Source organism: Bacillus massiliigorillae (assembly GCF_000380245.2).
GTDB lineage: Bacteria > Bacillota > Bacilli > Bacillales > DSM-1321 > Bacillus_AD > Bacillus_AD massiliigorillae.
Genome location: NZ_HG428741.1, coordinates 2,173,347 through 2,197,335, shown reverse-complemented (window position 1 = coordinate 2,197,335; position 23,989 = coordinate 2,173,347). Strand labels below are relative to the sequence as shown.

The window sequence follows — 23,989 nt, the reverse complement described above, 5'->3', positions numbered from 1 at the left end:
ATGAGTATTTTAGAAACTAGTAATCTTAGCTACGCGTATAACAATACAACTACTGTATTTGAAAATATAAATGTGAATTTTAAAACTGGAAAAATGTACGCCATTCTTGGACCATCTGGATGTGGAAAGACAACATTATTATCTTTATTAGGAGGTTTGGATTCTCCTAACAACGGTGAAATCTTCTTCAATGGTGAAGATATTTCTCAAAAAGGACTTGCTTATCATCGAAAGCATAACGTGGCTTTTATCTTTCAAAGCTACAACTTAATAGACTATATGACACCAGCTGAAAATGTTACTCTAACTTCAAATGCATCACCTTTACCAATTCTAGAACGTTTAGGTTTAACTAAAGAAGAAGCTAAGCGTAATGTGCTAAAACTTTCAGGAGGTCAGCAGCAACGTGTTGCGATTGCCCGTGCTTTAGCATCCGATGCAAAAATAATACTAGCTGATGAACCGACTGGTAATTTGGATGAAAATACGGCTGAAGAAATAGGCAATATTCTAAAAGAAACTGCTCATGAATTTTTAAGATGCGTGATTATTGTTACGCACTCTCATTCTTTAGCAAAGCAAGCGGACGTAGTGTTGAAGTTGGAGCAAGGTAAAATACAAATTTTTGAGAATCCAATGCTTGAATTATAGATTAATATTTAAGTTTTGAAATACTATATCATTTTTTCATTGTATTTCCTTTGAATAACTTTTATCCCACAAAACATAATTTTATTACAAAGTATTGAGAGAAGTGGATAATGTAATATATTCACCGTAAGTAGAAAATAGCTAAGAATAAGAGCTGATATAAGTCGGCTCTTATTGTTATGGAACTATCGGTCCGAGTACTTTCATAGGTCTCAAACTTATCTCTAGAAATATGGATGGGTTTGAACTTTTTTATGCTAATGGCAATTAGGTCACTAAGTTTTGTGAAATAATGGTCTTAAAATAACAGGTGCATTCGTAGAAGAGCCAGGCTATCATTTGATGGACTTTTTCTTATGCAGCTATCGGGGCAGGTTAAATCAATAAGAAAAGATGAAAATTAATATACAAAAGAATTACTTAGTTTCATAGTTCGAAGATTGTATGTGATAAATATATACTTTTCACAACAAAAGAAAAAAGCTCTAATTTTACAAATTAGGCTTTTCATTAACTATCTAGTTAAGATTCCGAGGCAACCACTAATAATCATCACACCGATGATTAGAAGAAAATAACTATAAACATTATTATAAATGAATTTTCGACTGTGTTGTTCATCAACCCGTGATAATTTTGCATCAAGGATCGATTGAGTATCTGCTTTGTTTTTGTACTTCTTGGCTTTTTTATCAAAAATTGTGCTTGAAATGATAAGAATAATACCGAATATTATTCCAATAGTGGCTGCTACTTTCATAGTTGTTACTTCCTTTATTACATTAATGATTTGATAATTCACTGTAGCATTTTATGTGAAGGAGAGTCTAATGATATGAATTATATTTAAAAAAATGATATCTGGGTCGTAGAGCAATTATTAGGAAACAAAAGGTTGAGGCAGTTAACTACCTTTTTCCTTCTGTTTCTCATCACTAATATAAAAAGATAAGTGTAAAATCCAATAAATAGAAAATACACCAAACAAAACCCATGAATTGATGGTTGGAAAAAGCCAGATTATTAAAATACCGACTAGTAAAGTAATGCCTTTTAATATCCAATATTTTTTTCTTTTCATGGGTAAAGCACTCCTTGTTTCAAATTCTTATTAATATCAATATATTACCATATTTGGGAGGTTTTCAGCTTGAGAGAAATTAAGTTTCGTGGTTGGTACGGTAGTAGGATAGGATTATTAGAGTCTTCTTTCAATGGGAATATCAATGAGATATTTGCTGAAAGAAATAGTGATTATGTACAAGAACACCAGCATTAGGGCGATACTGGTGTTCGAGTGACTAGATCAGAAACCCTTCGTTATATATATGTTAAAATCAGCGTTTTGTTGATTTTAAACACAAAAATTATCACTAGCACTGGTTGACAAATAAAATAAGATGCTTCTCTGTCTAACCATGCAAAGAAACATCTTACTATAGGCGATGTCCTATTATAAGTTCAAATAAAGTACAGCTATGGAAATGAATAGGACATTACTACTTTATCCAATCTTGTTAATAATATTCACTTTATTTAATTGATAATTACTAAAAAATTAGCACACTTTTTGTGCTGATAAAAGAATGTAAAACTATCGAAAGAAAGGTTGATGCCTTTTCATCATATGCTAATCCGAATTTTGTGTGAGCAATTGGGAAACAAAAGAGTAAAAATGCTTATTCTTTTCCTTATGCTGCTAAAGGGGCAGGTTAGTGCCACATGAATATGTGAAATTTGTACCAGAAAAGGAGCAAGATAGTTCCCGTAAACTGCTGGATGTTCACATGTCTCATGAAGGTCAACCCTTCCACATCTCACAAAGTCATTTCTTCGTCCAGCCTTTTCATGAGGTGAATGTCAGTTGTACTACCACACAGGGTCCATGCCCGAAATTTAGTTGATTGACTGACTAATCCATACTTTAGTTGTCCAATAACCATTAATACCATTTCAACTTTTCAATCCTATCAAAACAAGGGTTAAGTGACTGCGTTTACCTTCTGATAATCTTCCAAATGAGGGACTTGTTTTCTTCCAGAAATTCAAACTTTTTTTCCGATGTCAAATAGAATTCTAATAAGCTTATCACACAAAGCAATAATGGAAGTAATAGATAAGTCAATGATACAGATGTGTCATTGACTTATTTTGGTCATAAAGATATAAACCTTTCATAAAGTGTAAGTATTTTATGCTCATATTGATTGGTATACTGAATGCAATTATATGATAGATGTAAGTTTAGTTACTAGGAAATGATAGTTTTTGAAAGGGAGGAAATAAATAATGATTGAGAAGATATTAGAAGTACAATCTCTATGTAAGTATTATGGGAAGAAGGATAATGTGACAAAGGCTATCGATGGCATTAGCTTTCAAATCGTGGATGGAGAATTTGTTGGTATTATGGGAAGTAGTGGTTCTGGAAAAACAACATTACTAAATTGTATTGCAACAACAACTTCTCCAACAGAGGGGAAAATCCTTTTAAAGAGTGAAGATATATGTCGTTTTAAAGGCAAGAAATTGGCTGATTACAGAGGGAATCGTATAGGATACTTATTCCAAAATTTTGAGTTGATTGATAACTTGAATGCTAGGGAAAACATCATGTTACCTATTGCAATTCATAATCTGATGGGAAAAGAAGATGAAAAAAGAATTAATGAACTTGTAAAATATCTAGAGATTGAAGATGTAATGATGAAGTTTCCATCAGAAATGTCTGGAGGACAAAAACAGCGTGTAGCAGCTGCTAGAGCATTAATTCTGAATCCAGAAATAGTTCTTGCAGATGAGCCAACTGGAGCCTTGGATTCAAAGAATGCAAAGTTATTAATGAAAAAGCTTTCGGGATTAAATGAAGAGCAGAAGGCAACTATATTAATGGTTACCCATGATCCAAATGCAGCAAGTTACTGTTCACGAATTTTATTCATTCAAGATGGAGTCGTTTTTCATGAGCTTAGAAAAAGAGTTCCTGAAGAAACTCAACAAGCCTTTTATGAGAGAATTATTTCGGTAATGGCACAATTGGGAGGGGGAAGTGCAAATGTTCTTTAATTTAGTTATGAAAAACAGCAAACGAAATAGACAAGAAAACGGGCTGTTTTTTGTATCCTTGATTGTGTCAATAATAGCATTTTATATCATTTTGTCATTGGAAAATCAAGATGTAATCATATTTTTGAAAACAATGGAAAGTGATGCAGTGAACCGTTTGTTATTACTAACTCCTGCACTATATGCAGGTTCTTTATTTATATTATTTTTTTTAGTATACTTCGCTGGAAAGTATCAGCTTGAGAGAAGAAGTCATGAACTTGGAATGTATTTGATGCTTGGAATGCGCCGTAGTAGATTATTTTCTATGCTTTTAGTAGAAGAGATATGGAATAGTATAATATCACTCGTTATTGGAATTCCAATTGCTATTTTTATATCAGAGATGATTAGCATGATTACAGCTAAAGTTGTTGGGCTTGGTATTATAGGACATAATTTTTCATTTTCCATTTGGGCAGTATTATGGACAATAGTTGGTTATTTTCTTATTAGATTAACAGCTCTATTAATATTAAGTGGAAATACTGCAAAAAAAGAAATAATGCAATTACTATCAGAATCTCAAGATAAAAAACATAAGGTTCACAATAGAATGTTTATAGTAATAAAGCTATTACTAGGCGTTATTTTATTATCAATAGCTTATGGATTAGCAATTGTAGGAGTTGCATGGACTTCTATTGAGATTATGGGAATTACAGTTATTTTAGGGCTATGTGGTACGTTTCTTCTATTTCATGGTATTGGAATACTATTTGAAATCATTCTTAAAAATAGAAATAAAAAAAATGGTTTAGAAGTATTTACTTTTAGGCAGTTACAAGAAAATGTATTTCTAAAATCAACTTCTCTTGCAATTTCATCATTATTGGTTTTAATGGCATTGTGTTTCTTTGGTTATGGTGTTGCAGTAAGTTTTAACTCAAGTTCAAAAGATCAACACGTGTTGCATTATACATTTCAAGGTGATGAGCAGCATATAAAATCAGAATTAGATAAGTCACAACTAAATGATTATATAAATGAAATATTTGATGTCAAGCTAGGTAGATTAAAAGATTATAATGAGGAAAGTAGCTTTTTAGCAGGAAATTTAATAGAAGCTGTGGCGGAACAGAAAGATTCTCAGGACAAGGATATATTATTAAACAATCTTCAGTCTTTTGACGATCCCTATTTAATTTCTTTATCGGGATACAATAACATTCTAAAATTGGCAGGAAAGGATACAATTAAGCTTGGCGAGAATCAAGCAGCTTTATTTAATGGGATAGATTTTTCCTATGGGAACTCAGCAGAGTTATTGAGAAGTTCACTAAAGAAAAATGTAATGATAAAAATTGAAAATGAAGAATATGAGCTTGTAGAACAACTTTACCAAGATAAGATTGTCACTGACCGTTCTATAAATATTAATTATGCAGTAATTGTTTCAGATAATGTATTTGATCGTATTGCATATTTGGAACCTGAGGATCATTTTTGGAATGCAACATTAAAAGATGATTTTGTGAAAAAGAATGGATTAATGCAGGGAATTAGACAGGTAAATGAATTACTTAATAAGACAGACATAAAGTATGAAAGTTATCTACAGAATATGGGTAGACAGTTATTCTATACAGTGGCAGCTAGTTACACAACGATTTACCTTGCAATTATTTTCTTAATTATTGCTAATACATTTATAGGAGTTCAATTTTTAATGCAGCAGCAAAAGACAAAGAGACGCTATCAGACTATAATTCGACTTGGCTGTAGTTATAAGGATTTATGTAAATCAGCTAGAAATCAGATAAAATGGTATTTTTCTTTTCCGATATTAGTTGCAGTAATAGGAAGTATATTTGGGATTAGGGCATTATTTTCAGGAGTCGCCACATCAGAGATGAAATCAAATGTTGATACATTAATGATAATTGCAGTACCTATCGTATTAGTGCTTTTTGTGGTAGAAATTTGTTATATTATTGCTGTAATGCGAATAAGTGATAAACAAATACATTCATTGATGGATGTGAAAAGAGAAGAATAACTAAAAAAAGGGGATTCTAATGAATAAGATTGTCATAGTTGAGGACGAGTTATTTATGAGAGAAGAGCTTGTCTATATATTGGAGAAGGAGGGATATGATTCTTATTGTATTACCGACTTTAATAACGTTGCTGAAGAAATCTTAAAAGAGTCCCCCGACCTTGTGCTTTTAGATGTGAATTTACCGGGAACAACTGGTTTTGAAATATGCAAAGCAATTAGGGTGATAAGCACTACTCCCATATTGATATTGACTAGCCGTGATCAGTTGAAGGATGAGCTACATGCCTTAGGATTAGGAGCAGATGAATATCTAACAAAACCTTGCAATAAAGATAGGCTAATTGCTAGAATTTCTAATCTACTCCGTAGATATGAAGATAGAAATCATTTTGTTGAAATAAAAGGTGTAAAACTTGATTTGCAGACTTATACAATGTATGTCAATGAGCAGTCCATTGTACTCACTGAAAACCAAGGGAAAATAATGGAGCTTCTTTTATTAAATCCAGGTGAGATTGTTTCAAAAGATATATTCTTTGAGAAAATCTGGGGAACTAAAGAGTACATTGATGAAAATGCATTACAGGTGAATATGACAAGATTAAAAAAGACAATTAAAAGTTTAAATATGAAGTATGAAATTATAACAATAAGAGGTAAGGGATATAGTCTTGTAGCCAAAGAGGAAAAAGAAGATGATTAGAATGTTAGTTAGTATCTTTATAAAACATAAAATTTGGCTAACTGTAATCATGGGTTTGAATAGTATGCTTGGTGTTTTTCTATGGCTTATGGATGTTCAGAGTTTCACTTACATTTTACCACCCTTGCTAATTGGTTCTATTCTATTATATTGCTTCATTGGTTTTATCCTTTATAGGGTTGATAAAAGAAAAGAAAAAGCAATCCTAAATTTTATAGAAAATCCAGACTTGCATGAAGAAGAAGTATGTCTTAGTTTATTTTCAGGTGGAGAAAAAGAGATTATTCATTTAATTGGAGCAAAGCTTCGTGAAAAGGATGAGGAAATAAAAGAGCAAGCATTAAACCTACAGGAATATGAAGAGTATATAGAAACTTGGGCACATGAGATAAAGACTCCACTAGCATTAATGACATTTGTTCTTGATAACAGAAAGGATGAGATTTCTACTTCAACCTATCAGAGATTAGAATATGCAAGGACTAAAATGCAAGAGGATATTGAAAGAATGCTATATTATGCAAGGGTAAAAGCAGAGCACTTAGATTATCTTTTTACCCAGATGTCACTTAATGAAATCTGTAAAGATGCTGTCGATGAGTATAAAAACTTACTAGAGGAGCAAAAAATTACTATTAATAATGAAGTAGGAAATGTACAGGTACTTTCCGATAAAAAAGGGTTATTATTCGTGTTAAGACAGGTTTTAAGCAACTCCATAAAATACAGAGATAGCGAAGAAACCGATCCATTCATAACACTGCTCACTAATATTGATAAGAAAAGTGGAAATATAATACTTACAATTAGAGATAATGGTATAGGAGCTAAGTCTTATGATTTACCGTTTCTATTTGATAAAGGCTTTACAGGAGATACTGGGCAACAAAGAAAACAGTCTACGGGAATGGGGCTATATTTAGTAAGTCAAGTGGCTCATTGTCTACAAATAAAAATTCAAGTTTCAGAAGAATACAAAGAAGGCTTTGAAATATCTTTCTTCTTCCCTTTTATAGAATAGTAACACCTTATTTATAAGTGAACTGGAAAGACAGATGATGATAGAATAGTGCTGAAATATAGTAAATAGATAAGTCGATGATGAAAAAACAAGTAATCGGCTTATTTTATTTGCTTATATATGGAAATTAAAGTGTGGTGATTATAAATGGTGAATAAAGGTAATTTAATATTTAATTTAGTATGAGTCTACTAGACAGAAGAAAAACCACAAAAGAAAAAGAGTTGGAGCAACAATATAATGCCTTATGATTAACATCTTTTAATTAGCATTTATCTGGAGGGTTCATTACAGATTAGATTTTAAGCTGTCATTTAAACAAGAAGTTACTGTTATGTATATCAAATTGATCAAAAATGTGAATAAATACACTTAAATTAAAGGGTGCTTTACTTCAATATTAAGAGCTGCGATTGAAATCAGCTTTTTTGTTATTCCACAAACGGGAGAGAATTATGGATAAAATTAAATATTCTATCGTTGATGTTTTTTCAAAAGGGAAGTATACAGGAAATCAACTTGCTGTTTTTAAAAATGCTGAAAACATTTCAGAGAATGAAATGCAACAAATAGCGAAGGAAATTAATTTTCCCGAGTCTACTTTCATCTTATCAAATATAAAAAAAGAAAATGGCTATGACGTTCGTATTTTTACACCTAATGAAGAGATTCCTTTTGCTGGGCATCCGACTTTAGGAACTGCATATGTTATTCAAAATGAAATGTTAGAGAGACCCTGTGAGAAGCTCCTTTTAAATTATAAGGCTGGACAGATTCCAGTTTCGTTTGATAATCAAGAAGAAATTCTATGGATGAAACAAAATGAACCAACTTTTGGTCAGGTTTTAGATACAAATAAAGTTTCCAATGTTTTAAATATAGATAAAAAATACATAGATAATAGATTTCCTATCCAAGAAGTTTCAACTGGACTTCCAGTAATTATCGTACCATTAATGTCTTTAGAAGCAGTAAAAAAAGTAAGGATAGATAGAGAAAAATACTATGAGTTAATTGAACATACTAGTGCAAAAGGAATTATGGTTTTTTCTCCTGAAGCGTATAGTTCTGAAAATGATGTTAATGTTAGAGACTTTGCAGATTATTATGGTATTCCCGAAGACGCAGGTACTGGAAGTTCTAATGGATGTTTAGCATCTTACTTAGTTAAATATAGGTATTTCGAGACAAAGGAAATAAACATTCGTGTAGAACAGGGATATGAAATTAACAGACCTTCTTTATTATTTTTAAAGGCAAGTGATAATAACGGAAAAATCAAAGTTTATGTTGGAGGTAAAGTAGAAAAAATAGCCGAGGGCGAATGGTTTCTATAATAATCTTCTTTCTCAACCAACGGTGCAATAGCAGAAGATCAAGGCTATCATTTGATGGTCTTTTTCTTATGCAGCTAACGGGGCAGGATAGTTGAAAAAGGATTATTTTGATACAATGCCGAAAAATAGTCTGATAAGTTAATATTTTATTTTTGGAGGGTCTAATGAAAAAGTTAAGTTTATTATTAATCGTTTCACTTCTGGTTTTATCAGGTTGTTCATCTGAGACTGGAACGAAAAATGAAAAAGTTGAAGAAAAAACGGTTAAATCTAAAGAACCACAAGTCGTTTATACTGTAAGTGATGAAGATAGAAATACAAATGGCACTTTGTCAGATGGAATCCATAGCACTTCAATTTGGCTTGATGCACTTGTAGCTAATATTGAAACCTTTGATGAAATAGGAAATACCGAACCTCTTATGGATTACGTAAAAGGAGCAAATAAATTAGCGGAAAAAGTTAACGCTTCTAAGGAAATAAAGGTAGTGTTAAACAAAGTTTTGAAGCTAACTGAACAAGGATTAGCAAATAAGGATATTACAAAATTACATCAAGCGAACGATATTCTTATAGAACTTGATTACAACTATAATAGGGCAGTATTTAGCAAGGATGAACTGGAACAAATTGAAGCTAAACTGAAGTAAGAAAAACTTTGATTCTTTGTTGAAGTATTTATTGGACAAACAGAGAAGGTAAGTCCAATAAGAAAACTGGTTTTTGCGATAAAATGGAAATATCACCAGAAATAAAAAGAGGGAAGAAGTATGGTAAGACGTTCTCTCTTGAGGAACCCGCAGGTATAAAGTACATATAAAAGCAGTGGGATTAGCATATAAAATCTCATTGCTTTTTTCATTTTCTTTAGGTTATCAAATAGTATGGAATTTTTATAGAGATTTACAATTAACGGTGCAGATTAGTTTAATAAGAAGTTATTTCAAAATAAAAAGCAATGAGCGATATATTTGGTCATTGCTTCAATTTTTTTCTTATAAAATTTGTTACTTGATAAGAGGGGGTATAACTAAGGTATCGGTAGTTTTTTCAAGATTAATTGTATGTACTGTTTTTTTAACCTTCAAAAACCCCGCTACGTCATTATTAATTAACGTATCGCCTTTTATTTCGTTTAAAATTCTATAATCTATTTTTATCGGTTCAGTATCTGCAATATAAGGGCTTTTAAGGATAAGAATTTTATCATTGGGATTAAATCGATAATCTACCGTATCTCTTTTTGTGCGAGTAATCAAGTACGAATTATCAGGAAATATGTACTTTAATTCTATATTGATATCAAGATTTTTAGTTCCAGCTTCTTGTTTGATTGCAGCTGTTAAGTTACCTTCTTCATCAACAGATTCGCCTAAGTATATGATTTTTCCACTTTTATTTTCAAAAATAATATTTTCACTCTTTTTCAATGTATAACCTGGAGCTAATATTTCCTCAGATTGCTCCTTCTTCAATGCTTTATTTTCTTTTTTATTTTTCATTTCATCTGTGTAGGTTTTATCACTGCTACAAGCTGTTAACAGCATTAAAATGAAAAATAACAAAACGGACAAGTTTATCTTCAAATAGTATCACTCCTACTAAGTATTCAAGAATACTATAACAAATAATCCCTTTTTTACCCCAAAATATTAATGATTAACTATCAGGGCAGGTTAGCGCAATAAGGATTAGCGGATAACCGCTTTTCATACTATTGAACCTTATGATAGACTTATCAATCAAATTTAAAGCTGAATATTGAAATAAAATACCCTTATAGTGTAAAATTACACTATAAGGGTATTTTTGATTGAGATAACACATTTTAGGGGGGGACATATGAAACCTAAAACTGACCGCCGCTTAGCAGTCTTTTTTTTAATTATGTTTTTGTTGATTACGCTGTCCATTTTTCTTTTTCCTGTTGGTGTAATTTATCTTTTGAATAATGGTAATCCTTATACGAACCATCTTTTCAATAAGGATTTACCGCCTTATTTAGAGCAGCAAGGATACAATGATGAAGATATTCTAAAACAAAATATTGTTGAGGGTGAAGGTAAAAAGGATTATTATTATGCTGACTATAGAGTAATTTTTAAGGATGAGCCTAATGTATCTTATTATTATGGCATCAAGAAAAGAGGAAAATCGGTCACTCAATTTTGTGAGAAAGACACTCAAGTTGGTGGGATTTACACAACAAGAATTACAGAACATACAAAGCATAGTGAAGAGAAGTGCGTAAGCTTAGAGCAATAGATAGTTGTTCAAATGATGTTGTGAAAATATACACTTAAACAAACGGATCAGTTTAGTTGCATAAGGTAATTAGGTTTTAATCTTTAGGTATTGTAGATATGGATGTAATTAACATCGATAACTCTTTTTTGGATATGCCATATTTATTAAGGTTTTATCAGAAAAGAATTTGGAGGTTACATTTGAAAAATCTAGTTAAAATTTTACTTGTTATTTTTACTTGGATGTTCTCTATATTGTTTTTAATTCTTCAAAGCAATGGAATGATGAATATCAGCCCTTGGGGAATACATAATTTTTTTACAATTTCAGTACAAATACTACTCATTTTCCTACCAATTATCGGACTTATTTTTGCGATTTTTATTAAGACGAAAATCATCTAGTATATAATAATTGTGGGTTGTGTAATTAACATTTACTATCTTTCCTATTATGAGATATATTACTGGTTGGTTTATTTTAAACTAATTGATTAGAGATGGTTAAGTAATTTTACGTTTTTATTGCCTTACTAATTTATGAATATTGTCACTTAAACTATGGGTGCAATAGCAGAAAATCAGAGCTGTCATTTAGACAGCTTTTTCTTATGCAGCTAACGGAGCAGGTTAGCTTTATAATATCCAAAGAAAATATTGCATAAAATACTTATGGTGGTATAAATATACATATCGTATTAGGGGGATTGAGAATGATGGAAAATGAAATGATAAAGGGGACTATGGAGATTGAACTTATTGAATCGACTCCTACAAAGGATGATTTTATAATATTACATCAAACAACGGGATGGAATGCTAAAGGTCTATACACATATGACCAATTATATAGTGCTATTTGTAATAGTTGGTACTCTGTTTCTATATATCACGATAGAAGTTTGATTGGATTTGGACGCATTATATCAGATGGGATTTATCAAACTCTTATTTGTGATGTAATGGTTCATCCTGAATACCAAACTCAAGGGATTGGAACTAAAATAATGAACGCATTATTAAAAAAATGTGATAAGGAAGGGATTAAGTGGGTTCAATTATTTTGCGCGAAAGGGAAGCAAGATTTTTATAAGAAACTGGGCTTTGTAACACGAGATGTTGAAGCACCAGGTATGTCATTATTTTTATAATTATTCACTTTCCTAAAATCACCCCTGAAAATGCTATTGAGCTAACAGGTGCAATACTTCATTAAAGAAGCTATACTCATCAGCTTCTTTTTATGCAACTATCGGGGCAGGTTAGTTCAATAAGGAATTCTAAAGAAAAATCCCTTCAAGTTGAAGAGATTAACATTTCTTATCTTTTTCTAGTAATTCAATAATCTTATCAAGCTTTTCTTCGATATTGTTACTATTCTGTTGATTACGTGAAGTATTTATTAGTAATCTTCTAATGAAAAGAGAAAATGAAAGTGCCCCAATAATTAATAAAATAAAAATAATCGGAGCTAGATTGTCAAAAATATATGTCATAATAACCAACCTTTTTTGGTTAATTATAACAAAATTATTATCTGAATTATAAAAGAATATATTCCTTTTAATAGTACAGATACAAGAGCTTAAGACTCAGACGCTCATTGGTAGTCTTTTTTTATTGAACTATCGGGCAGGATAGTTTAAGAAGGATTATATAATTAAAATGAGTGGATTCACAATGATTAACAGGTAACCTCTTTTTTCGAAATACTATACAACAGGCAGATGATAATGCTCAGTAGACACCAAAATAATAGGTGTTTGTGAGGCTGTAACGTTTAATTCTGATGAGAAACAAAATAACCCTTTACCAAAGGGTTATTTTGCTTTTGTCGTATATACAGATTTTCTGATTTAATTAGAATCGTAAAGAAGGCTTTTAAAGGTTTATGGAACCCTACATATTTTTAGAGGAAGTTAGGGAGTTTATCTTTTTTTATTTTTGTTAATCGATTTATAAAATTGCTTGGCTTCGCATTGGGAATTTTTCCAATCAAATTGTATGGTATACCGTTAGATTTTAAGTTAATAAAAGCATCAATTGATACATTTTTTAAATATGAAACATTTTCATCTTAAGTATTTTGAATATCTTTAGTTAAAAAGTGTTTATTTCTTGCTCTATTAAGCCTTCGTGGACCAGTATTCGCAAATCATCTATTGTTATGTTAGTTTTAATATTTAAGCTTTGACATATCTTCTCTATCTTCTTTTTTTGGGATAATTCTAAAAGTTGATTTCCTAATGACTGTAGCTTAATGAGATAGTTACATTTTTCAGGACAAGAAATACCACCTTTTGAAAGTTGCTTCTTTTTAGTACAATCCGTACAAATACTCATTACTGTATCAATGGTATATAGAATTTCGATTCGCTTAATACTACCACCTCATCGTAAACATACTTATTTTTTTATGAAATTTTGTGAAACCTAACAAAATTCACTGTAACATAATCTAAATATTTTTTATAGCATGTAATTAGTTACTTTTCTTTAAATTATAATTACTCAAAATTCTATCGTTAATCAAAACCCTTTTTTTATACAAAAATAATAATTAATTACTTAACAGTAAGTTCATAAATTTCCTAAAGAGAAAGCCGATTGTTATAACATAATAACAATTCGAGTAGAATAAGGCGGAGGAACTACTATGAAAATTAAAATTACATTTAAGTTATACATAGCATTTGGTTTGATTCTTGGATTTTTGGTTGTTGTTGGAGTGTACTCCATGTTTTCACTAAGTAAAGTGAACCAAAAGTCAACAGAGATTGCTGAAAACTATATTCCTAGAGTTGATTTAGTCCACTCGATGAATACTGTGCAATCTGATTTTAGAATCAGTGAATATAAATATCTACTTGCAACCACTGAAGAGCAGAAACAGCAAGTACTACAACAGATGAAGCAAAGACAAGAACTATTCGATACCTATTCCAAAGAGTTAAAGAATCTTCTACCCGAAGATAGAAAAGAAAACCTTAACAATTGTCTCATGAAATGGAATGAGTACTTATCGAACCATAAGGAGTTAATGAATCTTGTCCAACAGGGTAAGAAGGAAGAGTCTGTGCAACTAATGTTTGATTCTTTACCCCTTTTTGATAGCATATCGGACGACCTATTAGATAGTGCTACATATATAGTCAATGAAACGAATGCAGCAAGTAAACAAGGTGACCAATTATTTAAAACTTCTTTTAACATAGAAGCCATTATTATCATTGCCGCAATTATAATTTCTGTTGTTTCTTCGTTTTTATTAAGCAAAATGATAACTGGTTCATTTAAAAAATTGACAGCGGTATCTCGAAAAATGGCAGATGGAGACTTGAGTAGTACGGTGTCCATAGATAGTAATGATGAATTTGCTGAGTTAGGGAAAACGAATAATGAAATGATACATAATTTAAGAGAGCTAATTATGAGTATACAGAATACTTCCCAGCAGGTTGCAGCATCCTCACAAGAATTAACGGCTAGTGCTGAACAGTCAGCTGATGTAACAAACGATGTAGCCAATTCAATTATGGAAATTGCGAATGCTTCAGCTCATCAATTGGATGAAATAAGCCAAACAACGGAAGTAATTAAACAAATTTCATTAAGCATTGAAGGAGTGGCAAATAACGCATCGATTTCTTCTGAACAGGCAAATCATACGTCTAAGACAGCTCGTGAGGGTAGTGAAGCTGTTAAAGAAGCTTTAGTGCAAATGAACCAAATAGAAGAGAAAGTTTCCGCTACTTCGGTTGCTGTATCGATTTTAGAAGAAAGCTCAAAAGAAATCGGACAAATACTAGGCGTTATATCTGATATAGCAAGTCAAACGAACTTACTAGCTTTAAATGCTGCTATCGAAGCGGCAAGGGCGGGAGAACATGGAAAAGGCTTTGCTGTTGTTGCCAATGAAGTAAAGAAATTGGCGGAACAATCTCAAGAAGCTACAGAGAAAATCGGTGATTTAATTAAAACAATTCAAGTAGATACACAGAAGGTTATGGAATCCATGCAAGAAGGTAAGGTGGTTGTTACAAAAGGTTCTGAGGCGGTAAATGCAGGTGGTAATGCTTTCTTATCTATTGTTGAATTGGTTGAACAGATGGCTGAAAAGACAAATGAGATTACGGGTGAGATTCAAGAAGTATCAGCTAGAGCGCAACAGATCGTGGCTTCTGTAGACGAGATTGATAATACAAGTAAGGAAATGTCGGGACAAACGCAGAATATATCTGCTGCAACCGAAGAACAGTCAGCTTCTACCGAGCAAATTGCTTCTTCTAGTAAAGCTCTTGCTGTTTTGGCACAAACTCTCGACGAAGAAACAAAGAAATTTACTCTTTAAACCATACATTACATGTAGAACATTTAAATAGAAAGAGAACTCGTGTGGCAATGGATTATATCGTCTAATAAACGAAAAAGTAGCTAGGTTAGAATACCAAGATGCTGAATTTAAATTTGAAGATATTGTGAAGAAATGTACTTATGCAGCTATCGGGGCAGGATAGCTCAAGAAGGATATTATTAGGAAATGTGGAATAGTAACAAAAAATAACTTAGGAGGGATATAGATGTCAGGTCTCAAAAAGAGTGATAAATGTAATATTCGAATTGGAAAAATCGAAGATGGAGAAGAAATTTTACATATTCAAAGTACTGTTATTGCTGAAGATGAGTATCTTATTACTGTATCTGAAGAGTTTAATAATACACTAGACCAACAAAGAGAATGGATACAAAAATTATTAGAAAATGAAAAAGAAAATTTGATTGTAGCTGAAATAGATGGTGAAGTGGTAGGTTGGATAGTATTTCAATCTAAAAATAAGAAAAGATTGTCCCACACAGGTTCTTTTGGAATGATGATAAGTAAAAACTTCAGAGGGTTGGGAATAGGAAAAATGCTTTTAAATGAATTAATAGGATGGGCTGAAAATAATTCGTTAATTGAAAAGATAAGTTTAGGAGTTTTTTCTACAAATCATAGTGCAATATCATTATATAAAAGTATGGGTTTCGTTGAAGAAGGTCGTAAAATCAAAGAATTTAAGATGGATGAAAATGAATATATTGATGATATTCTTATGTACAAGTTAGTTTAAGTACTATTAAAAAATGCAAATTGTGAACAGGTACAGGTACACTAAAACAGGTGCAATAGCAAAATAAGGCTGTCATATTGACAGTCTTATTTGTTATTCCACAAACGGGGCAGCATTCCTGTAATGAATGAAAATGAGATTTGAGCATAAAAAGACCTCTTGATATGATAAAAGTGTCCTGATCCATAGCGGAATGAAACTTATTGCGTTTCCTGTCTATATTTTCATAACGTGGGTTTACCTATTTTATAAAATCTTATTAAAACTATACTCCATTTCTCCAGCTAGAGCTTCAGGAGTATCACCAGTGTTTCTGAAATCATGCGTATAAATTTGTTCAAACGGTTCAAAATTTACTTGCTTATAAAATTCAAAACAAGGGAATCCATCATGTGCTCCTTGAATATCGATACTACCATCTTTGTTTACCTGTACAGTTAATAAGTAGTCAACAGGAGGTGCATATACATTTAATGGGTTGCTAGCACTTGCACTCATTTGAAATTTAACATCATCAGAACTCCATATAGTATTTGTGCACAAAATACCTTCTGTACTAGCTTTCCCTGTTCTTTGATTAACTGAACCATCTGGATTTGTAACTCTTTCTGTTGTTATACCAGTGTTCGCATAAGAGAAAATTTCTTTCTTGTAAAAATCTACTACCACTTCTTGTTCAACTCTGGAACGCATAGTGTTTACAGTATATGGTGTAAATTCACGTGAGTCCCCTTCGAATTGGATTGTTTTTCCTGTTTGGATATCCTTCTTAGGTTCAGTCCAAGACATTGGAATAAATACACTTGCTCTAATTTTAACGATGTTAGCCATGATAACCCCCATAATTTATTAATTTTTGTATTAACGAATTCTATTGCTTTCATAAACACGTTATAGTCAACTAAGTTGACTATAACGTGAATAGTACAATGGGATTCGCATTATAGTCAACCTAATTGACTTTATGTAAGGAGGTTTATGTATGAATCATCAAATACTGAGTGAATTGGATCTTACATCACTTCTGTCATTATCCTCTGGTACAATTATTAATGAACTGCATAAAAGATTAATTGAAAAACTATATAATATAAAAGAAACAGAACATATGGAATTAAATATAGAAAATGAAGATTTACTATTGAATTTTCTTGATTTTGCTCAAAAAAAATAATTTTGTAATTACTGTTAGACTTTATGATAGTGATTGCGATGATGTACGAGGCTTTATCGAAAATTGAAGAAGAAACTTATTATTACAGGGATTACTGAATTTGGGGAAATTGATGATGAAGCATATGTTACGATAGAAGATATTAATAGCATTTCGTGTGATGATGAAGAAGAATATTGTTTAAAAATATTATCTTGTTTTAATAAATCAGAGCTAAAAAAATATGATTTTGTGAACGAATTCACTTAAACTAACGGATGCAAAAGTAGAAGAACAGAGCTGTCATTTAGACGGCTTTTTTATGCTGCTAACGGGCAGGTTAGCTCTATAAGAAATAACCAATAATTTCTCTAAATGAGTAGAGAATTTTATGAACATAGGTAGAGAATCATAAAAAAACAGTTATACAACGATATACAGATGCAAAAAGTGTCTTTTTAGTAACCATCATTAATCATTTATAATATAGGATTCCTAGTATAAAAAGGATAACTAAGAATCTCACTAAAACGGTGTTGGAGGTTTGGAGTAAATTAAGCCCTGATGATACATTTACTCCAATTCTCCTTATATCCTTTCCAGATTTGATTTATTGTTTTAATTTTTCCAGAAGTTGATTGGCCGCATATAACGCCTTCATATCTTTAACAATCTCATTAGGTTTGTTTCCTTCACCAATAATATATCCGTTAAAATTTATCCCTATAAAATCAAAAATATGTTGGAACTGCTGAATCAATGGTAAACCTTTCATGTATGGCTCATCTCCACCCACCGCGATTACATATGCCCTTTTTTGAGACATTTGCTTTTTAAAATCAGGATACTTTGTATCTCTCAATGTCTGTGACCAACGATCAATAAAGTTCTTCATTATTCCTGTCATGCTATACCAATAAATTGGAGTAGAAAAAATCAGAATATCATGTTGAAGAATGCGATCAATAATTGAATCATAATCGTCATTGATTTCTGGAAACCCTTCCTCTGCATGACGTTTATCGATTATAGGTTCAATCAAATAATCCTTCAGATATATTTCTTCCACGACTAATCCTTGGATGGCCTTCTTCGTTAAGATCTCAGTATTGCCATTAGGACGGCTTCCACCGTAAAGAACTGCAATGCTCATAATTAATTCCTCCAATTTATCGATAATTTGTAATTTCTATAATTTATATTATATAATTCAATCAAAAAACAATAAAACAGATTATTTTGATTAAATCAATCGAAAAATGCGATTTAGGAAAGGTGAGAGAATTGGAAATCAAACAACTAATTACCTTTAAGATAGCTGCTGAAACTCTGAACTTTACTCAGACAGCAAGACTGTTGAACTTTGCTCAATCAAGCGTAACAGCCCAAATGAAGTCGCTTGAAGCTGAACTTGGAACAACATTATTTGAGCGCCTAGGGAAGCGTGTAATTTTGACGGAAGCCGGGCGAAAGTTTAAATTATATGCAAATAAAATGATTAAGCTATATGAAGAGGCGATGATGGCAGTAGGTGGAGATGAAGATTTTTCAGGAACGCTTACAATTGGAGCACAAGAAAGTCAGTGCACTTATCGACTTCCAAAAATACTTATGGAATTCAAGAAACAATATCCTAACGTGAAGGTCATATTTAAACCGGCACATTCTAACGAATTGGCTCGGAAGCAGTTAATGGATGGTTCGCTTGATTTTGCCTTCATTATGGATACATTGAAAGCTGGAGATGTATTAAGAATAGAGGCTCTTATACAAGAAAAAATCAAAATGGTAGCTGTTCCAAATCATCGTTTATTTGCAAAATCGGAAGTTTCTTCAAAAGATCTTGAATATGAAACTTTTTTACTTACTGAAGCAGGATGCTCCTACCGCACTTTATTAGAAGACTCTTTTCGCTCAGCAGAGATATTCCCATTAAATAAATTTGAATTTGGTAGTATAGAGGCCATAAAACAATGTGTTATTGCTGGACTGGGAATAGCTGTATTACCGGAAATGGCAGTCGAGTCAGAAATTAGATTGGGAAAAATGAAGGAATTAGCATGGGAAAACAACTTGTCACCTGTTTACACACAGATTGCATGGCATAAAGATAAATGGATGAGTCCCCCGCTGAAAGCTTTTATAGAGTTGGTTCACGAAACCTTTAAAACAAGTAAGACTAGAATAAAAGAAAAAAATAAGGTTGAATCACTTAAATAATTCATTAGAATTCTAATAAGCAGTCTTTTTTCGTTATGCAACTATCGGGGCAGGTTAGCTCAAGAAGGAAATGATAAAATGTAATAGTATTAATAGTATTAGAGAGACATAACAGGGAGTAGGTTCGTAATGCTATAACAGATTAGAATAGCAAAATGGTTATTAGAAATTGATATTGATAAGACACGAGAGTTTTATAAGATAGGAATAGATGTTTGTAGCTGTCTAGACTGCAAAAATTTTGTGGTGGCTTGTAAGCAGTTAGATACTTCCGTAGTAAATCTATTCAGCGATTTAGGAATTAATCCAACTATGCCAGCATATCTTTCTCCATTTCCAACCGAAGAAGCTATAACAAAATTATACATAGGTAATTACCATTTGGTGGGTAAAGTTTTAGAAGGAGAATTGAGTACATAATCCAACTGGAATGAAAATAATACTACCGAAATAAAGAATTTCATATTTGGGTTTTCAGAGGAATTAGAGTTTGTTCCAGAAGGTTTTCCTAATCTAGTCCTTCAATTAGATTTCGAGGCTGAAATTCCTTGGGCTCTTGATGAGAAGCTAGATGAAATTTAAAAATACGAGGATTCTTGTCCAACCACAAGGTGCAATAAGATAAGAACAGAGCTGTCATTTAGACGGCTTTTTCTTATGCAGCTAACGAGGCAGTTTAGCTCAATAGGAAATTACTTATTTAGTTGAATTACATAAAAAAAGACAACCCCAATATTTTTGGAGTTATCTTTTTTATTAGTGGTCCCAACTTGCTGAAATAAGTCTTTGTGTTTCGGCATCAAAAACAGCTTTTTTCATTTGCTTACCATCAGCAGAGACTGTTACAAATACATACACTTGTCTTTTAGGATGAAAACCATTTCCGTTAGTTCTCGTCTTACCATATTTATCAGCTTTAGATAATATTTTATTGATGTCTTTAAAATATACTGTTTCTCGAATATTTAATTTTGCATTTTTATATTCTTCATACTGATTTTTATCAATCGATGTATAAAATGAGTTAACATCTAAAAATTCCCGTTGAGAATTATCAGGGTACTTACTCCAAGGCTTCTCTTCAATTGGAGATTGAGCAAATACAAATTGAATATTAAAAGTGATTAGTGTTACTACAAGAAGAATCAGGGAAGTTATTTTTTTCATTAAGAGTGCCTCCTTATAATTCAATTGTTCCTATTATCGCAACTTATTATGTGAATAAATTCACTTAAACAAACGGGTGCTAGAGCTGAAGGTGAAGGCTGCTAATAGGCAGTCTTTTTTGTTGTACAGCTACGGTGCAGTAATTGAAACATATGTGATACTTAGACGTATTATAAATCAAGGAGGGAATAAACTTGAGGTATTTTTTAATTGGAATTCTTCTATCTGTAATAGGTGTCTTAGGATCTTTGGTTATGTGGGGAATCGATAAGGCTTACTTTATTTCTGGTGGTATTGGTTTATTTTTTATTGGAATATCAATAGTTTATTCAGGTTCAATGGTAAGTGGGGACCGAATGAGAGCTAATTTTGCAACAGAATCAGATGAAGATAGGCGTAAACGAAATAGTGTTACTTTTCGTACAGCTTTGATTGCAATACCAAATCTTATTATTACGTTCTTGATTTACTTCTTGTTCAACTAACGGATGCATTAGCAGAAGATCAGAGTTGTCATTTTAACGGGTTCTGTTTTGATGTGCAAAAACGCAAATATAAGCATATTTGATAGTGCAATTAGCAGGTTAGTTTACTACGACTTTAACACACTCAATAGAATAAGAAAAAGAGCATCGATTAAATAGTTGTTTTCGGTGTTCTTTTTGACGTTAATTCATAAAGTTTTAATCATTCTTGGCATTGTGTTGAATTTCGTATACTAAATTTTATGCAACTAACAGTGCATGATAGTGCAGTAAGCTTTTATGCCATTCACTAAAACTAAACAAAAAAATTATTCAGTTTTACAATTAATTAATACAATGAGGAGAATAAAAAAGAAAGAGTCTTTGATGGCTCTTTCTTATGCAGCTAACGGGGCAGGTTAGATGAAGAAAACAAATGTTTTTTTATGGTAATATTGTTTAAAAAGGGGGATAAGGATGAAGAATTTAATTATTGGTATTTTAATTTTGGCTGCACTCTGGTTTACTCTCCCGTTTATCGGGATAAACGCACCTTCAGTGTTACCTAATCTAATTGAATGGGCTACAAAGTTCATTCTACCTTGGATAGTACTATATTGGATAATTAGATTGGTTAAATGTCTAGAAAAAAATAAATAGCTTCTCAAAGAGGTTTGACATGTATGGACTTATTATGGGAGGAAAAATATGCTTAAAACTTCAAGAATTATCCTAACAATAATTACTGTAGGTTTATCTGCTTACGCCTTGATAACTGAAAAGTATGATTATAATTCTTCTACACTTTTGTTGTTAGGATTTATTATGTTATTAATGGGATTAGAAGAACTTCAAAAAGACCGAAAAAACTTTTGGGGATACATAGGTATTATTGCTTCGGTATTTGTTTTTTTGTTTCTATTAAGGTGTTTTTATTCAGCTAACAGGTGCAATAGCAGAAAATCAGAGCTGTCATTTAGACGGCATTTTCTTATGCAGCTAACGGAGCAGTTTAGTTGAAGAAGGGTTTTTGTATATTATGGCTAATTTAACTTTATTTAGGAAGAGAGAATGAAAAATGAATGATCTATATGACAGACTTAAAACCCAAAAAATAAAGATAACTGAAATTCCAAACTGGGGACCTTATTTACGAAAGCAATGGGGAAATATTTTTGCTAGTCATTTAAGTGATAAAGATAAGAAATCAATTTATCTATTTGATACGGGTGGCTATTTATGGCACTTGTTTAGTTATGAGAAGAAGGATTGTTTAGGGGAAGAAAAAGCTGAAGCCGCATTCAATAATCAGACAAAGAATAATTGTTATGTGTTTTATCAACATTCGGATTATGCTCTTTTTCTTGAGAATGCCTCTATGTTTAATACTGATGACCTCATAAATGAACAAGATATTGATATTGTAGATAAAGGATTTAACTGGACTTACATACAAACACACGAAGCTGGATGGTGTGGACCATACTTTAGTGTTAAATGAAATTAGGTTGTTTAGCTAACAGGTGCTAGAGCTGAAGATTAAGGCTGCTAATATGCAGTCTTATTTCTATTATAGCGCTAACGGAGCAGTTTAGTTGAAGAGTGCTGTATGACCCTCTTTCAACAATTGGGTTATGTAATAGATTAAGATTTTAGATTACTTAAGTTATTTTTGATAGAATGTTACTAAAATAAAAGACGTATATGGAGGAATACTATGAATCAGGTGGCTCAGGAGTACTGGAATGAATATTGGAAGAATAAAAATCAACCTCAGTCTGTTAGCGCATGGCAATTTGGAGCTGAACCTGATTATCTCGCACAATTGGTGATAGATGGAAGTAAAACTGCAACATGCTCAGGGTATATTTTTTATGAACTGGAGAATGAACCACTGCCAACAACGGAAGATTACAGCATTATTTTAAACAGCGATGATAAACCTTTAGCAATCATTAAGACAGTAGAGGTTACACTAACTCCTATGAATGAAGTCACTGAAGAGTTCGCTATTGCAGAAGGTGAAGGAGATAAGACATATAAATATTGGTGGGAAGCTCATGAAAAGTTCTTCAAAAATGAGCTAAACGCAATCGGACATGAATTTTCAGAAGATATGCTCCTTGTTTGTGAGCGTTTTAAAGTGGTTGATGTGAAGAATGGGTAAAGATTTACTCTTAAGCAATAGAGCCCGATTCATTAATAAGAATTGATTTTCTTAATGAACTAACAAGTGACCCTGTACAGATTTTGACTCATATCGGAAGAAGGAATCCGCCTCACGCTACCAGCTCAGGAAAAGTAATTTTGGCTAATCAAGAGGAAGAAGTAATAAAACACTATATCACAAAAGGACTTCATTAAAAGTTTGTGAAGGAATACACTTAAACTAAACCAGCTAATAGTTTGTCAAACATTTAGCTAAATAATGAGAATCTAGAGTGTTATACTAAAAAGTAGGGCATGACAAATAAGCTTCCTTTATTATGGAAGTTCCTTGAAGATATGTGAAAATTTATTTCAAGCAACATCATGGAATGTTGTTTTGTTTTTTAAAAGAGCGTAAATCCAATGTAAAAGCTTGTTAGCACAGGCAATAATGGATACTCGATAAGGTTTGCCTTCTTCACGTTTCCTATCGTAAAACTCACGTAATCTCTTATTTCGAGGGATGAGTTCTTTTGTCGTTCGGGTTTTACGTGCATCTCGAATGGCACAACGGACAGCTGTAAATAGAGCATGTCTAAGCCTGGTGGAACCCCTTTTCGTGATATGATTTTTAGTTCCCTTAAAGGTACCAGATTCAATT

The 23,989-nt window shown here is 32.0% G+C and carries 28 protein-coding genes and 1 pseudogene; 21 read left to right on the top strand and 8 right to left on the bottom strand.

Features of this window, described 5'->3' with window-relative positions; all coding sequences use genetic code 11:
* Complete coding sequence (locus TX86_RS10175) at window positions 1-651, top strand: ATP-binding cassette domain-containing protein (protein WP_042348567.1); 651 nt, start codon at window positions 1-3, stop codon at window positions 649-651.
* 514 nt (window positions 652-1,165) lie between these two features.
* On the opposite strand, the gene TX86_RS10170 is transcribed toward TX86_RS10175, so the two are convergent.
* Both TX86_RS10170 and TX86_RS26695 read right to left on the bottom strand, forming a co-directional pair.
* Window positions 1,166-1,411, bottom strand: coding sequence for a hypothetical protein (locus tag TX86_RS10170; RefSeq protein ID WP_042348562.1), 246 nt, complete (start codon window positions 1,409-1,411; stop codon window positions 1,166-1,168).
* Window positions 1,412-1,555: 144 nt separating this feature from the next.
* Window positions 1,556-1,732 carry a hypothetical protein gene (locus TX86_RS26695; RefSeq protein ID WP_154663096.1) on the bottom strand — a complete coding sequence of 59 codons (177 nt, stop codon included), beginning with the start codon at window positions 1,730-1,732 and terminating at the stop codon, window positions 1,556-1,558.
* A gap of 69 nt (window positions 1,733-1,801) precedes the next feature.
* Between TX86_RS26695 and TX86_RS27435 the strand changes: the two genes are divergently transcribed.
* From TX86_RS27435 to TX86_RS10135, 7 genes are all read left to right on the top strand, one after another.
* Entirely contained in the window at window positions 1,802-1,930 is a 129-nt protein-coding gene (locus TX86_RS27435; RefSeq protein ID WP_268258247.1) for a hypothetical protein, read from the top strand.
* Between the two features lie 1,013 nt (window positions 1,931-2,943).
* On the top strand, window positions 2,944-3,717 hold the full coding sequence (locus TX86_RS10160; protein ID WP_439096850.1) for an ABC transporter ATP-binding protein: 774 nt from the start codon (window positions 2,944-2,946) through the stop codon (window positions 3,715-3,717).
* Window positions 3,707-5,755, top strand: a complete 2,049-nt coding sequence (locus tag TX86_RS10155) for an ABC transporter permease (protein ID WP_042348554.1) — start codon at window positions 3,707-3,709, stop codon at window positions 5,753-5,755. The genes TX86_RS10160 and TX86_RS10155 overlap by 11 nt, the downstream gene beginning before the upstream one ends.
* A 19-nt stretch (window positions 5,756-5,774) precedes the next feature.
* Complete coding sequence (locus TX86_RS10150; protein ID WP_042348552.1) at window positions 5,775-6,461, top strand: response regulator transcription factor; 687 nt, start codon at window positions 5,775-5,777, stop codon at window positions 6,459-6,461.
* Complete coding sequence (locus tag TX86_RS10145; protein ID WP_042348550.1) at window positions 6,454-7,482, top strand: sensor histidine kinase; 1,029 nt, start codon at window positions 6,454-6,456, stop codon at window positions 7,480-7,482. The genes TX86_RS10150 and TX86_RS10145 overlap by 8 nt, the downstream gene beginning before the upstream one ends.
* Window positions 7,483-7,937: 455 nt before the next feature.
* Window positions 7,938-8,819: a PhzF family phenazine biosynthesis protein gene (locus TX86_RS10140; RefSeq protein ID WP_042348547.1), complete on the top strand. Its 882-nt coding sequence runs from the start codon at window positions 7,938-7,940 to the stop codon at window positions 8,817-8,819.
* Between the two features lie 164 nt (window positions 8,820-8,983).
* Window positions 8,984-9,469 (top strand): lipoprotein, encoded by a 486-nt coding sequence (locus TX86_RS10135; RefSeq protein WP_042348546.1) that lies wholly within the window; start codon window positions 8,984-8,986, stop codon window positions 9,467-9,469.
* A 357-nt stretch (window positions 9,470-9,826) separates the two neighbouring features.
* Here TX86_RS10135 and TX86_RS10130 read toward each other — a convergent pair whose 3' ends face one another.
* Entirely contained in the window at window positions 9,827-10,405 is a 579-nt protein-coding gene (locus TX86_RS10130; RefSeq protein ID WP_042348544.1) for a hypothetical protein, read from the bottom strand.
* A gap of 256 nt (window positions 10,406-10,661) precedes the next feature.
* Here TX86_RS10130 and TX86_RS10125 point away from each other — a divergent pair, with 256 nt between their 5' ends.
* The 3 genes from TX86_RS10125 (at window position 10,662) to TX86_RS10115 (ending at window position 12,216) form a co-directional block, all read left to right on the top strand.
* Window positions 10,662-11,084, top strand: coding sequence for a DUF3139 domain-containing protein (locus tag TX86_RS10125; protein ID WP_042348542.1), 423 nt, complete (start codon window positions 10,662-10,664; stop codon window positions 11,082-11,084).
* A gap of 182 nt (window positions 11,085-11,266) precedes the next feature.
* A complete protein-coding gene (locus TX86_RS10120; RefSeq protein ID WP_042348539.1) occupies window positions 11,267-11,470 on the top strand; it encodes a hypothetical protein in 204 nt (67 codons plus the stop codon).
* A gap of 308 nt (window positions 11,471-11,778) precedes the next feature.
* Window positions 11,779-12,216, top strand: coding sequence for a GNAT family N-acetyltransferase (locus TX86_RS10115; RefSeq protein WP_230203609.1), 438 nt, complete (start codon window positions 11,779-11,781; stop codon window positions 12,214-12,216).
* A gap of 159 nt (window positions 12,217-12,375) precedes the next feature.
* On the opposite strand, the gene TX86_RS10110 is transcribed toward TX86_RS10115, so the two are convergent.
* Window positions 12,376-12,561 (bottom strand): DUF4083 domain-containing protein, encoded by a 186-nt coding sequence (locus tag TX86_RS10110; RefSeq protein WP_042348537.1) that lies wholly within the window; start codon window positions 12,559-12,561, stop codon window positions 12,376-12,378.
* A 1,160-nt stretch (window positions 12,562-13,721) separates the two neighbouring features.
* Here TX86_RS10110 and TX86_RS10105 point away from each other — a divergent pair.
* Window positions 13,722-15,416, top strand: coding sequence for a methyl-accepting chemotaxis protein (locus TX86_RS10105; RefSeq protein ID WP_052343623.1), 1,695 nt, complete (start codon window positions 13,722-13,724; stop codon window positions 15,414-15,416).
* A 229-nt stretch (window positions 15,417-15,645) separates the two neighbouring features.
* The gene (locus TX86_RS10100; RefSeq protein ID WP_042348535.1) at window positions 15,646-16,176 is read left to right on the top strand and encodes a GNAT family N-acetyltransferase; all 531 of its coding nucleotides are present in this window, start codon (window positions 15,646-15,648) and stop codon (window positions 16,174-16,176) included.
* Between the two features lie 246 nt (window positions 16,177-16,422).
* On the opposite strand, the gene TX86_RS10095 is transcribed toward TX86_RS10100, so the two are convergent.
* Window positions 16,423-17,007 (bottom strand): DUF3238 domain-containing protein, encoded by a 585-nt coding sequence (locus TX86_RS10095; protein ID WP_042348534.1) that lies wholly within the window; start codon window positions 17,005-17,007, stop codon window positions 16,423-16,425.
* A gap of 151 nt (window positions 17,008-17,158) precedes the next feature.
* On the opposite strand from TX86_RS10095, the pseudogene TX86_RS26690 reads away from it, so the two are divergent.
* Together TX86_RS26690 and TX86_RS10085 are read left to right on the top strand one after the other, a co-directional pair.
* A pseudogene (locus TX86_RS26690) lies at window positions 17,159-17,254 on the top strand (MarR family winged helix-turn-helix transcriptional regulator); the annotation flags it as partial.
* A 159-nt stretch (window positions 17,255-17,413) separates the two neighbouring features.
* Entirely contained in the window at window positions 17,414-17,599 is a 186-nt protein-coding gene (locus TX86_RS10085; RefSeq protein ID WP_042348529.1) for a hypothetical protein, read from the top strand.
* 340 nt (window positions 17,600-17,939) lie between these two features.
* Here the strand turns inward: TX86_RS10085 and TX86_RS10080 are convergent, their stop codons facing one another.
* Window positions 17,940-18,482, bottom strand: coding sequence for a flavodoxin family protein (locus tag TX86_RS10080; RefSeq protein WP_042348526.1), 543 nt, complete (start codon window positions 18,480-18,482; stop codon window positions 17,940-17,942).
* A 131-nt stretch (window positions 18,483-18,613) separates the two neighbouring features.
* Between TX86_RS10080 and TX86_RS10075 the strand changes: the two genes are divergently transcribed.
* The gene (locus TX86_RS10075) at window positions 18,614-19,549 is read left to right on the top strand and encodes a LysR family transcriptional regulator (RefSeq protein WP_042348524.1); all 936 of its coding nucleotides are present in this window, start codon (window positions 18,614-18,616) and stop codon (window positions 19,547-19,549) included.
* Window positions 19,550-20,305: 756 nt separating this feature from the next.
* On the opposite strand, the gene TX86_RS10070 is transcribed toward TX86_RS10075, so the two are convergent.
* A complete protein-coding gene (locus TX86_RS10070; protein WP_042348522.1) occupies window positions 20,306-20,716 on the bottom strand; it encodes a hypothetical protein in 411 nt (136 codons plus the stop codon).
* A gap of 194 nt (window positions 20,717-20,910) precedes the next feature.
* Here TX86_RS10070 and TX86_RS10065 point away from each other — a divergent pair, with 194 nt between their 5' ends.
* The 5 genes from TX86_RS10065 to TX86_RS27820 all read left to right on the top strand — a co-directional run bounded on the left by TX86_RS10065 (window position 20,911) and on the right by TX86_RS27820 (window position 23,544).
* Window positions 20,911-21,201 (top strand): DUF5316 domain-containing protein, encoded by a 291-nt coding sequence (locus TX86_RS10065; RefSeq protein ID WP_042348519.1) that lies wholly within the window; start codon window positions 20,911-20,913, stop codon window positions 21,199-21,201.
* A gap of 687 nt (window positions 21,202-21,888) precedes the next feature.
* On the top strand, window positions 21,889-22,200 hold the full coding sequence (locus TX86_RS10055; RefSeq protein ID WP_081707627.1) for a DUF3953 domain-containing protein: 312 nt from the start codon (window positions 21,889-21,891) through the stop codon (window positions 22,198-22,200).
* Window positions 22,201-22,258: 58 nt separating this feature from the next.
* Window positions 22,259-22,681: a DUF4275 family protein gene (locus tag TX86_RS10050; RefSeq protein WP_042348513.1), complete on the top strand. Its 423-nt coding sequence runs from the start codon at window positions 22,259-22,261 to the stop codon at window positions 22,679-22,681.
* A 216-nt stretch (window positions 22,682-22,897) separates the two neighbouring features.
* Window positions 22,898-23,347 (top strand): ASCH domain-containing protein, encoded by a 450-nt coding sequence (locus TX86_RS10045; RefSeq protein WP_042348511.1) that lies wholly within the window; start codon window positions 22,898-22,900, stop codon window positions 23,345-23,347.
* 17 nt (window positions 23,348-23,364) lie between these two features.
* Complete coding sequence (locus TX86_RS27820; RefSeq protein ID WP_081707626.1) at window positions 23,365-23,544, top strand: IclR family transcriptional regulator domain-containing protein; 180 nt, start codon at window positions 23,365-23,367, stop codon at window positions 23,542-23,544.
* Between the two features lie 156 nt (window positions 23,545-23,700).
* Here the strand turns inward: TX86_RS27820 and TX86_RS27010 are convergent.
* Window positions 23,701-23,989: transposase (locus TX86_RS27010; RefSeq protein WP_195892887.1), on the bottom strand; the 289-nt coding region annotated here is incomplete at its 5' end.

What these genes read in the sequence shown, in the direction of transcription:
- TX86_RS10050 (WP_042348513.1), top strand. Translation starts at nt 22,259, where the DNA reads ATGAATGATCTATATGACAGACTTAAAACCCAAAAAATAAAGATAACT.
- TX86_RS10045 (WP_042348511.1), top strand. Translation starts at nt 22,898, where the DNA reads ATGAATCAGGTGGCTCAGGAGTACTGGAATGAATATTGGAAGAATAAA.
- TX86_RS10115 (WP_230203609.1), top strand. Translation starts at nt 11,779, where the DNA reads ATGATGGAAAATGAAATGATAAAGGGGACTATGGAGATTGAACTTATT.
- TX86_RS10105 (WP_052343623.1), top strand. Translation starts at nt 13,722, where the DNA reads ATGAAAATTAAAATTACATTTAAGTTATACATAGCATTTGGTTTGATT.
- TX86_RS10135 (WP_042348546.1), top strand. Translation starts at nt 8,984, where the DNA reads ATGAAAAAGTTAAGTTTATTATTAATCGTTTCACTTCTGGTTTTATCA.
- TX86_RS10150 (WP_042348552.1), top strand. Translation starts at nt 5,775, where the DNA reads ATGAATAAGATTGTCATAGTTGAGGACGAGTTATTTATGAGAGAAGAG.
- TX86_RS10055 (WP_081707627.1), top strand. Translation starts at nt 21,889, where the DNA reads ATGCTTAAAACTTCAAGAATTATCCTAACAATAATTACTGTAGGTTTA.
- TX86_RS10125 (WP_042348542.1), top strand. Translation starts at nt 10,662, where the DNA reads ATGAAACCTAAAACTGACCGCCGCTTAGCAGTCTTTTTTTTAATTATG.
- TX86_RS10140 (WP_042348547.1), top strand. Translation starts at nt 7,938, where the DNA reads ATGGATAAAATTAAATATTCTATCGTTGATGTTTTTTCAAAAGGGAAG.
- TX86_RS10100 (WP_042348535.1), top strand. Translation starts at nt 15,646, where the DNA reads ATGTCAGGTCTCAAAAAGAGTGATAAATGTAATATTCGAATTGGAAAA.
- TX86_RS10110 (WP_042348537.1), bottom strand. Translation starts at nt 12,561, where the DNA reads ATGACATATATTTTTGACAATCTAGCTCCGATTATTTTTATTTTATTA.
- TX86_RS10070 (WP_042348522.1), bottom strand. Translation starts at nt 20,716, where the DNA reads ATGAAAAAAATAACTTCCCTGATTCTTCTTGTAGTAACACTAATCACT.
- TX86_RS10155 (WP_042348554.1), top strand. Translation starts at nt 3,707, where the DNA reads ATGTTCTTTAATTTAGTTATGAAAAACAGCAAACGAAATAGACAAGAA.
- TX86_RS10175 (WP_042348567.1), top strand. Translation starts at nt 1, where the DNA reads ATGAGTATTTTAGAAACTAGTAATCTTAGCTACGCGTATAACAATACA.
- TX86_RS10095 (WP_042348534.1), bottom strand. Translation starts at nt 17,007, where the DNA reads ATGGCTAACATCGTTAAAATTAGAGCAAGTGTATTTATTCCAATGTCT.
- TX86_RS26695 (WP_154663096.1), bottom strand. Translation starts at nt 1,732, where the DNA reads ATGAAAAGAAAAAAATATTGGATATTAAAAGGCATTACTTTACTAGTC.
- TX86_RS10080 (WP_042348526.1), bottom strand. Translation starts at nt 18,482, where the DNA reads ATGAGCATTGCAGTTCTTTACGGTGGAAGCCGTCCTAATGGCAATACT.
- TX86_RS10170 (WP_042348562.1), bottom strand. Translation starts at nt 1,411, where the DNA reads ATGAAAGTAGCAGCCACTATTGGAATAATATTCGGTATTATTCTTATC.
- TX86_RS10145 (WP_042348550.1), top strand. Translation starts at nt 6,454, where the DNA reads ATGATTAGAATGTTAGTTAGTATCTTTATAAAACATAAAATTTGGCTA.